We start from the raw sequence: 11,034 nt of genomic DNA on the forward strand, positions 1-11,034 counted from the left end.
CGCCGTCGGCCCCGCCACCGGATGCCTTGCCGTCCGGGTGGGGAACGGGGTGGTGTCAGCGGATCCCCGGGTCACCCGGCTCCGGCGGGAGCTCCCAGGTGTCGGGCGCGGGGCGGGACCCGGGCTGTCCCATCGTGCCACCGCCCATGGGGTCCCCGTCCCGCAGCCGGTCCGAGGACCTCCCTCCGGGCGACGTCCCACCGGGCGACGCCCCGTCGGACGGGCGGATGCGGCCGCGCCACTGGCCGGTCGCGTGCCCGTGTTCCTCGATGAAGCCCTTGAACCGCTTGAGGTCGCCCTTGACGCGGCGGTCCAGGAGGCCGAGCGCGTCGGCGGCCTTCTCGGTCAGGCCCTGCGGCTCCATGTCCATGGCCAGCCGTACCCGCGTGTGGTCCGGGTCGAGGGACAGGAAGGTGACGACGCCCTTCTGCCTGACGTCACCGCCCACCGTGCGCCAGGCGATGCGCTCGTCCGGCAGCTGGTCGACGATCTCGGTGTCGAACTCGCGCCGGACGCCGGCGACCTTGGTGCTCCAGTGACAGTGGCGGTCGTCGATCTGGCGGACGGCCTCCACGCCCTCCATGAAGTTCGGGAAGTCCTCGAACTGGGTCCACTGGTCGTAGACGTTCCGCAGCGGGACGTCCACGTCGATCGTCTGCTCCACCATGCTCACGATCATTTCCTCCTCGGCTTCGTAAGGGACCAATCGGGATCTCTGCGCGCATACCCGTCGGCGTGCGGATCAATCACGTGATCACTTCGTGCCGGGAGGCCGGTCGGATTCCCGGTCCGCCGGAGGGGACCGATCGGGCGATCTGCCGTGGCGTCGTGTGCCGGGTCGGCCGACTCGCCGGTCCATCCGGGGAAGGTGGTCCCGGTGCCCGGCCTCCACGGGCCGTCTGCAGGACGTAGGGAACGGACATGGACGCGGCCGACGCACAGGTCGGGGCGAGGACGACCGCCGCCGGCTCTCCTTCCCCGGGCCGCGCGGCCCGGCGCACGGCGGCGGCTCTGGCCGTGGCCGCGGCGGCCGTGCTGTCGTCCGGGTGCGGGGCCGACGCGGCACGGGTGGACGGTGCGCGACGGGCCGCCTCCGCCTTCGAGGCGAGCCTCGCGCGCGCCGACTACGCGGGGGCGTGCGCGCTGCTGGCCCCGGAGACCCGTCGGCAGCTCGAGGACGACACCGGCCGGCGGTGCGGGCCGGCCCTGGCGGGCGAGAAGCCGCCGGCCGCCGGGATGGTGCGCGGGACACAGGTCTACGGGCGCCAGGCCCTGCTGACCCTGGAGAGGGACACGTTGTTCCTCTCGCAGTTCGACGACGGGTGGAAGGTCGCGGCGGCGGGCTGCGCACGGGAGTCCGGACGGCCCTACCGGTGCTCGTTGAAGGGCGGCTGACATGCGCTTCCTGTTCTTCGCCTGCCTGGCGGTCATCCTGGGCGGGCTGGGCTACTTCATGGCGATCGGGGCGATGCACCGGTGAGCGGCGGGCAGCGGGGGGCCCGGGGCGGCTTCTGGTGGGACAACAGCCTCACGCTCGCCTTCGGCGGGGCGTTCCTCCTCGTCCTGGCCGGGCAGGCGCTCGCCGGGCACGCCGGGTTCAACGAGGACCTGGCCGTCGACGGGATGCAGCAGCTGACGCTCGGCGAGTACCTGATGTCCTCGGACTTCGCCGTCGACGTCACCGAGAACTGGCAGTCGGAGTTCCTGCAGTTCTTCCTCTACGTCTTCGGGACCGTCTGGCTCGTCCAGCGGGGCTCGCCCGAGTCCAAGGAGCCCCACAAGGCCGGTACGGAGAGCGACCGGGAACAGAAGGTCGGCGACCACGCCCGCCCCGACTCGCCGCGCTGGGCCAGGACCAAGGACTGGCGGCAGCACGTGTACGCGCGGTCCCTGGGGATCGTGATGGCCCTGCTGTTCCTGCTCTCCTGGCTCGCCCAGTCCATCTCCGGCACCGCCGCCTACAACGAGCGGCAGCTGCGTGACCTCCTCCCGCCCGTCTCGTGGACCGGCTATCTGGTGAGTGCCGACTTCTGGAACCGGTCGCTCCAGAACTGGCAGTCCGAACTGCTGGCCGTGGCCGCCATGGCCGTCCTCTCCGTCTATCTGCGCCAGCGCGGTTCCCCGGAGTCCAAGCCCGTCGGCGCCTCCCACGACGCCACCGGGGTCGAGGGCTGAACCACCGAGCGGGCCGGGCGCGTCAGCTCGCCGCGTGGATGCCGGTGGCGTCAGTCGAGGTCGAGGCGTTTGTTGGGGGCCTGGCCCGAGGGCAGCGGGTCGATGAAGTCGTGCAGGAACGTGAGCATGGCGTCGGTGTCCAGGCCCTCGGAGGCGGCTTCCATGGAGCTGTAGAGGTACTCCTCGATCTCGGCGCCGTGGGGTTTGAGGGCCTGGATCAGCAGCCGGTTGCCTTCGCGTTGGGCTGCCAGGATCGCGAACCTCAGGTGTTCGGCCTTACGCACGTGCGCCCTGCCGGTCGGTCGGGAGGGCGGCGAGGAAGTCCTCGACCGCGGTGGCGTAGGTGACCGGGTGGGAGAAGCGGAACATGTGGCCGGTGCGCGGCAGCGTGACCTCCCGGGCGTCGGGGGCGCGCAGGCCCTTCGGGCGGCGGGTGGAACTACACGACACATGTGTCGTGACACAGGTTGTCGGGGTCATAGGTTCGCCGTGCCGTCCGTGAATCGTCATCTACCCGGCCACACCAGGGCATTGGGGCGCGGCCACCCATGATTCCGAGAAAGGAATCCGGCCAGAGGGCTTCCAGAACAATGCGACATGTGAAATTTTACACGTCACATGTCGACCGCCCGTGTTTCCCAGCACGTGGCCTCAACGGCCCCGGAGGCCCCCACAGATGCATCCCTTCCGGATAGCGAAGACCCGCGCGCGAAGACTTCCGGTCCTCGGCGCAGCCGTCTTCATCACGCTCGGCCTGTTCGCGCCGCAGGGCCAGGCCGCCGCCCTCGGCGACACCGCTCCGGCCGGTGCGCGGGCGCACGGCGCCGCCGCCTCGGCGCCGCGGGCGATCCCGGTCCCCAAGTCGCCGCACGCCATCAGCAAGAACCCGCGCTTCCGGCTCTCCTCGCAGGACGGCGCCGAGGAGTCCGGCCCGGCCGCGGCGCCCTCCCCCAAGGCGGGCAAGTCGGCGTCGGTCGCCGCCGCGGACGCGTGCGGTGACCTCTCCGGCGTCATCAACTCCACGGGCGGCGCGCTGGTCCAGCAGCTCAAGGCGCTCCCGCAGATCACCTGTACGTACCCCCTGTTCAGCCTCACCGGTGAGGACGCGCGGAAGACCTTCCGCGAGGCCCAGATGGTGACCGTCGCCAACGCGCTGCGCGACAGCTCCGCCACGTACACGGGCGACAACAGCGCCTCCGTCGGGCAGCTGGTCCTGTTCCTGCGCGCCGGCTACTACGTGCAGGACAACAACGCGGCCGTCGTCGGCGACTACGGCACCGCGCTCCAGGGCGCGGCGCGCGGCGCGCTCGACGCGTTCTTCGCCGCCCCGCGCAGCAAGGACGTCACCGACGCCAACGGCGCGATCCTCAACGAGGTCGTCACGCTGATCGACAGCACCCACGAGGCCGGCCGGTACGCCGGTGTCGTGAAGTGGCTGCTCGGCGGCTACAACGGCACGTGGCCGAGCCAGATGAACCTCACCATGCAGCACGTCGAGTGGGTCGTCGAGAACGGCTTCAAGGCCAAGAACGACGACCGCGGCTGGCGGGCCGCCCTCAAGGCCGACCCCGCCATCCTCGACACCTGGGCCGGTTTCATCACGCGCAACGAGGCGCAGCTGAACCGTCTCGACGTCGTCAGCAACGTCGGCCGCTTCCTCGGCTACGCCCTCGACGTCCCCGAGCTCAAGGACAAGGTCCGGCCGCTCCTGAAGGACCTGATCAACCGGTACCCGAACGTGGGTCCCACCGCGCCGATCACCATGAACCTGGGCTGGTACACGCGCCAGTACGACAAGGGCAACTGCGCCGCCTACGCCATCTGCGACCTGGGCGAGCGGGTCCTCCCGCAGGTCCTGCCGATCCAGCACACCTGCGGCCCGGAGCTCAAGATCCGCGCCCAGGACATGTCGCCCGCCCAGCTGGCGAGCACCTGCACGAGCCTGACCAACCAGGACGCCTACTTCCACCGGATCATCGGTGACAAGGGCGCGATCCCCGGTGACGTGAACACCAACCTGGAGGTCGTCGCCTTCGACGACTACACCCAGTACGCGCTGTACGCGTGGGCGATCTACAACATCGACGTCGACAACGGCGGCATGTACGAGGAGGGCAACCCGGCCGTCCCCGGCAACCAGGCCCGCTTCATCGCCCACGAGGCCAGCTGGCTGCGCCCGGACTTCCAGATCTGGAACCTCAACCACGAGTACACCCACTACCTCGACGGCCGCTACAACATGTACGGCGACTTCGAGGCCGGCATGGTCACGCCGACGATCTGGTGGGTCGAGGGCATCGCCGAGAACATCTCGTACGGCTACCGCAACGAGCGCAACGCCGACGCGATCGCCGAGGCCGCCAAGAACACGTACAAGCTCAGCGACCTCTTCGACACCGTCTACGGCCAGGAGGAGGACCCCGAGGTCAACTCGAACCGGGTCTACCGCTGGGGCTGGCTCGCGGTCCGCTACATGATGCAGAAGCACCCCGCGGACATCCAGACCGTGCTCGGCAAGTACCGCGCCGGTGACTGGACGGGGGCCCGTGCCGTCCTGAAGCAGACCATCGGCACCCGCTACGACGCCGACTTCGCGACCTGGCTGTCGACGGACTGCGCGACCAAGGACTGCGGAACGCTGCCGGACGCCTCGACGGCCGCTCCCGTCGCGCTCTGCACCATCGCCGACACCCGTCAGTTCGACCAGAACTGCCGCCGGGACGGCCTCGCCGCCGCCGCCGGGAACTACAGCTACCACTTCGTGTACCTGCCGGCCGGCGTGAAGCAGCTGACGATCACCAGCAGCGGCGGCACCGGCAACGCCGACCTCTACTACGGCGGCAGCAGCTGGGCCACCACCACCGCCTACCAGGCGAAGTCCACCAACGCCGGGAACGGCGAGACGCTGACGATCGACAACCCGCCCGCCGGGTGGGTCTACTTCAGCCTCGCCGCCGCGCAGGACTTCAGCGGTGTGAGCCTCTCCACGCAGTCCAAGTGAAACCGGTTCGCCGGTGCCCGGCCGGGCACCGGCGAACATCACCCCCGGGTACGGGTCAGGCTGCGGCGGCCGGTGCGCCCGGCAGGTCCCGCAGGCCGCGCAGCGGCCCCACGACCAGGAATCCGCCGGCCGCCAGCAGCACGGCGGTGACCGCCCACAGCGTGGCGCGGGCGCCGACGAGGGAGGCGAGGGAGCCGCCCAGGAGGGCGCCGAGCGGAATGGTGCTGTAGTTGAGGAACAGGGTCGTCGCCGTGACCCGGCCCAGCAGCCCGGGCGGGCAGTACGCCTGCCGGAAGCTGACGATGATGACGTTGCAGGCCACGACCCCCGCGAACATCACGCCCGTGCCGACCACGAAGAACCCCAGCCTCGGCCCGGGTCCGGCGAGCGCGGCGAGCAGCCCGAACGGCGCGGCGGCGAACTGCACGGCCAGCAGGGCACGGGCCGTGCCCAGGCGCCGGGCGAGCCGCCCCGCCACGAGACCGCCGAGCACCCCGCCGAGACCACCGCAGGAGACGAGCCACCCGAGCGTGTCGGAGCCGACGCCGACGGTCCGGACGAGAAAGACGATCTGCACGGCCTGGAAGCCCGCCATCGCCAGGTTGACCGCCGCGCCGAACGCGGTGACGGCCCGCACCCACGGATCCCCGACGACGAACCGCAGGCCGTCGGCGATCTCCCGGCCCAGCCGCCGCCGGGGCGCCGGGTCGGGGCCCGGCCCCTCGGAGCGGATGGCCGTGAGACAGAGCGTCGACACGAGGAAGGACACCGCGTCGAGCAGCAGCCCCGGCACGCCGCCGACGGTCTGGGCGATCAGCCCGCCGAGCCCGGGGCCCGCCACCCGAGCGGCCTGGTCCCCCGCCTGGAGTTGCGCGTTCCGTCCCATCAGGGCGTCCGTCGGGACCAGCCGGGGCAGATAGGACGAGTAGGCGGTGGAGAAGAAGACGGAGGCGGCGCCGGAGACCAGGGCGGCCGCCAGGACGTGCCCCAGGGTGAGCGCGCCCAGCCACCAGGTGAGCGGCACGCTCACGAACACCGCCGCGGAGACGCCGTTGCACACGAGCATCACCCGCCGCGGGGCGAGCCGGTCGACCCACGCGCCGGCGGGCAGGCCGATGAGCAGCCACGGCAGCCACGGCGCGGCGGTGAGCACGCCCATCATGAACGGCGAGGCGTGGAGGGTGGTGACGGCCACGAGCGGCAGCAGCACGGACGTCACGCTGGTGCCCAGTTTGCTGGTGGTCTCGCCGACGAGCAGCAACCGGAAGTTCCGCCGCGGGCGGTGGCCGTGGCCTGGCGCGGACCGCGCGGCAGTGGGCGGGGCGGACACCGGCACGGCCTCCGGACTTCGGTAACACGCCGAGGAAACCGACGCGACGGATGTTCGAACGCGCCTCAGCGTACGTGCGGGGAACCCGAGTTGGTGCTGGATCGTACAAGTTCCCCGCCGTGGAAACCAGAGTGGCCATATCCCGCTGGTGCCGCTTAGGCTCGACGACGTCCAGCTCGCGCCCGCGCCCGGTCACCCCGGCTGCACCCGCACCGGCACCACCCCCTTTCCCGTGCAAGGAGCTGTCCGTGGTCACCAGCGCGCCCGAACACCCGTTACCTCCCGAGGGCGCGCCCCACCACGGCGCGAACACCACGGCGCGCCCGCTGCTCGACCTCTTCGAGGAGCGGGCCGCGAGCGCCCCGGACGCCACCGCCGTGGTCTTCGAGGAGGACGCGGTCAGCTACGCCGAACTCGACGCGCGCGCCGACCGGCTGGCCCACGTGCTGGCCGCGCGGGGCGCCGGACCGGGAACGGTGGTCGCCTCGGCGCTCGACCGCTCCGTGGAGCTGGTCGTCGCCGTCCTCGCGGTGCTGAAGGCCGGGGCCGCCCACCTCCCGGTGGACCCCGGCTACCCGCAGGAACGTATCGCCCACATCCTGGGCGACGCGGCCCCCGCGCTCCTCCTCGCCCGGTCCGGCACGGCCCTCCCGGCCGGCGGGGCGGTGCCCCGTACCGATCTGGACGCTCCGGAGACCCGCGCGGCACTGCGGCGGGCCCCGGCGTCCGGCCCGCCGGCCGGTGCCCGGCGCGCCGAGGGCGACCTGCCCGCGTACGTCATCTACACCTCGGGCTCCACGGGCCTGCCCAAGGGCGTGGTCGTCACCCGCGCCGGGCTCGCCAACCTGACCGCCCACCAGCTCGCCACCCTCGCCGTGGACGCCGACAGCCGGGTCCTGCAGTTCGCCTCACCCGGCTTCGACGCGTTCTTCTGGGAGCTGGCGATGGCGCTGTCCGCCGGAGCGGCACTCGTCCTGGCGCCCGCCCGCAGCCTGCTGCCCGGCCCCGGCCTGAGCCGTCTCGCCGAGGCGCGGCGCATCACCCACGCGACCCTGCCGCCGTCGGTGCTGCGCGTCCTGCCGTCCGACGCCCTCCCGGGCGTACGCGTGCTGGTCGCCGCCGGTGAGGCCCTGGACGCGGAGCAGCGGCGGCGCTGGGCTCCCGGCCGGACCCTGATCAACGCGTACGGGCCGACGGAGACCACGGTCTGCGCCACCATGAGCCGGCCGCTCACAGACAGCGCCACCACGCCGCCGATCGGCGGGGCGATCCGGGGCACCCGGCTGCACGTCCTCGACGCGGAGCTGCGGCCGGTGCCCGCCGGAGCGGTGGGCGAGCTGTACGTCGCGGGGGCCGGGCTGGCCCGCGGCTACCTCGGCCGGCCCGGCCTGACGGCGCGGCGTTTCGTCGCGGACCCGTACGGGCCCGCCGGGACGCGGATGTACCGCACCGGCGACCTGGCCCGCTGGACGACCTCCGGCGAACTGGAGTTCGCGGGTCGCGCGGACGACCAGGTCAAGGTGCGCGGGCACCGGATCGAGCCCGGCGAGATCGAGGCGCGGCTGGCCGCCCACCCCCGGGTGTCGGCCGCCGCGGTGACCGTGCGCGAGGACCAGGACGGCGACCGGCGGCTCGTCGCCTACGTACGCCGTGGGCCGAGCACGCCGGCGGACGCCGGTGGCCCGGGCGACGCGGACCGCGTGGCCGCGTGGCGGCGGGTCCACGACGCCGTACCGGCCGACGCGTCAGCGCCCTTCGGCGAGGACTTCACCGGCTGGAACAGCGCGTACGACGGCAGCCCGCTGCCGCTGGAGCAGCTGCGGGAGTGGCGCGACGGGACGGTACGGAGCATCCGCGCCCTGCGGCCCCGTCGCATCCTCGAACTCGGCGTGGGCAACGGCCTGTTGCTGTCCCGCCTCGCCCCCGAACTCACCGAGGCGGAGTCCTACTGGGGGCTCGACCTCTCGCCCCGGGTGATCGAACGGCTGCGGCGCCAGGTGGACGGGCGGCCGGACCTGGCCGGGCGGGTCGTTCTCCACAGCCGGCCGGCCGACGACCACGAGGGCGTGCCCCGCGGGTACTTCGACGTGGTCGTCCTCAACTCCGTCGCCCAGTACTTCCCCAGCGGGCGGCACCTGGCGCGGGTCCTCGGGCTCGCGGCGGGCGCGCTGCGGCCCGGTGGCTCGGTGTTCGTCGGCGACGTCCGGCACCTGGGGCTCGCGGAGACCTTCCACGGCGCGGTCGCGGCCCGCGCGGCGGGTGACGCGCCCGGCGGTCCGGAACATCGCCGGGCGACGGCGCGCGGCCTCGCCACGGAGCCGGAACTGCTGGTCGACCCGGAGTTCTTCCGGTCCCTGACGGTCGCGGCCGAGGGGGCCGAGCCACTGTTCGCCGGCTGCGACGTGCGGCTGAAGCGGGGAACCCACCACAACGAGCTGACCCGCTACCGCTACGACGTCGTCCTGCGCCGCCCCGACGACGCACGGCCCCCCACCGGTACGCCCGCCGGGCCCGGCACGGTGACGGAACTCCTGTGGGGAGCGGACGTCCGTACCCTCGACGCCCTCGCCGACACGCTGCGCGACCACGCCCGGGACACCTTCCCCGTCCGGCTCGCCGGCGTGCCGAACGCGCGCCTCGCCGAGGATCTGCACGCATCGGGCACGACACCCGGCGCCGGCGCGGACCCGGAGGAGCTGACGCGGCTCGGGGAACGGCTCGGGTTCCGCGTCGTGGTGCGGTGGTCCGCGAAGGCGGGAGCCGACCACTTCGACGCCGAATTCGGCACGGGGGAAGGGGACTTCCCGTCGGAGACCGGGGACGGGGGGACCGGGGAGGCCGGGACCGGAGGGTCTGTGCCGTCGGAGGATCCCGAGCGGTACGTCAACGTGCCCTTCGCCGCCGCCGACGACACGGAGCTCGTCCGGGAGATCACCGCGTGGGCGGCCGGGTACCTCCCCGGGTACATGATGCCGTCCGCGGTCGTCGTCCTCGACGAGTTCCCGCTCACCCCGCACGGCAAGCTGGACCGGGCCGCCCTGCCCGCCCCGCGCGCCGCCCGGCGCGGCACCGGCCGCCCGCCGCGGACCCCGCAGGAGGCGGCGCTGTGCCGGATGTACGCGGAGGTCCTCGGGCTCGGCACGGCGGGACCGCCCGAGGGACCGGGCACGCGGGGAGGGCCGGACGCGCTGGAGGCGGCGCAAGACGCGCACGGGGTGGGCATCGACGACGACTTCTTCGAGCTCGGCGGCCATTCGCTGCTCGTGACCCGGCTGGTGAGCCGCGTCCGTGCCGAGCTGGGGGTGGAGGTCCAGGTGGCCACGGTCTTCGAGGCGCCCACGGTGGCCGGCCTCGCGGCCCGGCTGGCGGGTGCCCGCAGGGCGAGACCGGCGCTGCGGAGGATGCCCCGCCCCGACTGACGGCGGTACGGGCCCGGGCACACGACCTGATCACGACCAGTGTTATCGAGGGATCCCTGATGGACTTCAGCCTCTTCTACTTCGCCGACGACAGCACCTCGGACGGGGACGCCGGACGGTACGAGCTGCTGCTCGAAGGCGCCCGCTTCGCCGACCGGAACGGCTTCCGCGCGGTGTGGACGCCCGAACGCCACTTCCACCCCTTCGGCGGGCTCTACCCGAACCCGTCCGTGGTGGGCGCCGCCCTGGCGATGATCACCAGCAGGGTCGCCCTCCGTGCCGGGAGCGTCGTCGCGCCCCTCCACCATCCTCTGCGGATCGCCGAGGAGTGGGCGGTCGTGGACAACCTCTCCGGCGGGCGGGCCGGGGTGTCCCTCGCCTCCGGATGGCACCCGGTGGACTTCGCGCTGAGCCGGGCACCGTACGAGGACCGCAAACGCCTCCTGGCCGACAGCGTCGAGCAGCTCCGCCGGCTGTGGCGCGGGGACGGCGTCGAGGTCGTGGACGGCAACGGCGCCCCGGCGACCGTGCGGGCCTTCCCGCCGCCGGTGCAGCGGGAGTTGCCGCTCTGGGTGACCAGCGCGGGCGACGCGGAGACCTTCCGTACCGCCGCGAGCGCGCGGGCCGGGGTCCTGACGCATCTGCTGCACCAGGACGTGGACGAACTCGCCGGGAAGATCGCCGAGTACCGGCGGGCGGCGCGCGCGGCGCACGACGGCTGGGACGGGCACGTCGTCCTGATGCTGCACACCTTCCTGGGCGCCGACCGGGACGAGGTGCGCGCCACCGTCGAAGCGCCGCTGCGCGCCTACCTCAGGAGCTCGGTCCACCTCCTGGCCCGCTCGTTCGGCGCCCTCGATCCGGACTTCGACATCGACGCGCTGGAGGACGAGGACCTCGACTTCCTCGTCGACCAGTCCCTCGACACGTACGTCGAGCAGCGGGGGCTGTTCGGGACGGTGGCGGACGCGTCGGCGACGGCCGAGCGGCTGCGGGGCATCGGTGTGGACGAGATCGCCTGCCTGATCGACTTCGGCATCGAGACCAAGACCGTGCTGGACGGGCTGAACCATCTGAACGCCCTGCGCGCGGCCTTCGACGCGCACTGA

7 protein-coding genes and 2 pseudogenes are annotated in these 11,034 nt (G+C 73.0%); 5 read left to right on the top strand and 4 right to left on the bottom strand.

Going from position 1 to position 11,034, the window contains the following annotated elements; genetic code table 11:
- Window positions 1–202: 202 nt before the first annotated feature.
- A pseudogene (locus tag ACZ3ZE_RS06795) lies at window positions 203–679 on the bottom strand (SRPBCC family protein); the annotation flags it as partial.
- A 242-nt stretch (window positions 680–921) separates the two neighbouring features.
- On the opposite strand from ACZ3ZE_RS06795, the gene ACZ3ZE_RS06800 reads away from it, so the two are divergent.
- Both ACZ3ZE_RS06800 and ACZ3ZE_RS06805 read left to right on the top strand, forming a co-directional pair.
- Window positions 922–1,395, top strand: coding sequence for a hypothetical protein (locus tag ACZ3ZE_RS06800; protein WP_467257760.1), 474 nt, complete (start codon window positions 922–924; stop codon window positions 1,393–1,395).
- Between the two features lie 81 nt (window positions 1,396–1,476).
- Window positions 1,477–2,175 carry a DUF6766 family protein gene (locus ACZ3ZE_RS06805; protein ID WP_467257762.1) on the top strand — a complete coding sequence of 233 codons (699 nt, stop codon included), beginning with the start codon at window positions 1,477–1,479 and terminating at the stop codon, window positions 2,173–2,175.
- A 50-nt stretch (window positions 2,176–2,225) separates the two neighbouring features.
- Here ACZ3ZE_RS06805 and ACZ3ZE_RS06810 read toward each other — a convergent pair whose 3' ends face one another.
- Both ACZ3ZE_RS06810 and ACZ3ZE_RS06815 read right to left on the bottom strand, forming a co-directional pair.
- Window positions 2,226–2,459: a hypothetical protein gene (locus tag ACZ3ZE_RS06810; RefSeq protein WP_361628121.1), complete on the bottom strand. Its 234-nt coding sequence runs from the start codon at window positions 2,457–2,459 to the stop codon at window positions 2,226–2,228.
- Entirely contained in the window at window positions 2,452–2,625 is a 174-nt protein-coding gene (locus ACZ3ZE_RS06815; protein ID WP_361170759.1) for an alpha/beta fold hydrolase, read from the bottom strand. Before ACZ3ZE_RS06815 ends, ACZ3ZE_RS06810 begins: the two co-directional genes overlap by 8 nt.
- A gap of 226 nt (window positions 2,626–2,851) precedes the next feature.
- Here ACZ3ZE_RS06815 and ACZ3ZE_RS06820 point away from each other — a divergent pair, with 226 nt between their 5' ends.
- Complete coding sequence (locus ACZ3ZE_RS06820; protein WP_361170756.1) at window positions 2,852–5,176, top strand: M9 family metallopeptidase; 2,325 nt, start codon at window positions 2,852–2,854, stop codon at window positions 5,174–5,176.
- Between the two features lie 55 nt (window positions 5,177–5,231).
- Here ACZ3ZE_RS06820 and ACZ3ZE_RS06825 read toward each other — a convergent pair whose 3' ends face one another.
- Window positions 5,232–6,437 (bottom strand): MFS transporter, encoded by a 1,206-nt coding sequence (locus tag ACZ3ZE_RS06825; RefSeq protein ID WP_467257765.1) that lies wholly within the window; start codon window positions 6,435–6,437, stop codon window positions 5,232–5,234.
- A gap of 386 nt (window positions 6,438–6,823) precedes the next feature.
- Between ACZ3ZE_RS06825 and ACZ3ZE_RS06830 the strand changes: the two are divergent.
- Window positions 6,824–9,925, top strand: a pseudogene (locus tag ACZ3ZE_RS06830) (amino acid adenylation domain-containing protein); the annotation flags it as partial.
- 59 nt (window positions 9,926–9,984) lie between these two features.
- Window positions 9,985–11,034, top strand: coding sequence for a MupA/Atu3671 family FMN-dependent luciferase-like monooxygenase (locus ACZ3ZE_RS06835; RefSeq protein WP_467257767.1), 1,050 nt, complete (start codon window positions 9,985–9,987; stop codon window positions 11,032–11,034).

The sequence above is a fragment of the Streptomyces sp. NPDC023157 genome, from assembly GCF_055560575.1.

Coding starts and splice junctions, on each gene's coding strand:
- ACZ3ZE_RS06835 (WP_467257767.1), top strand. CDS start 9,985: ATGGACTTCAGCCTCTTCTACTTCGCCGACGACAGCACCTCGGACGGG.
- ACZ3ZE_RS06800 (WP_467257760.1), top strand. CDS start 922: ATGGACGCGGCCGACGCACAGGTCGGGGCGAGGACGACCGCCGCCGGC.
- ACZ3ZE_RS06820 (WP_361170756.1), top strand. CDS start 2,852: ATGCATCCCTTCCGGATAGCGAAGACCCGCGCGCGAAGACTTCCGGTC.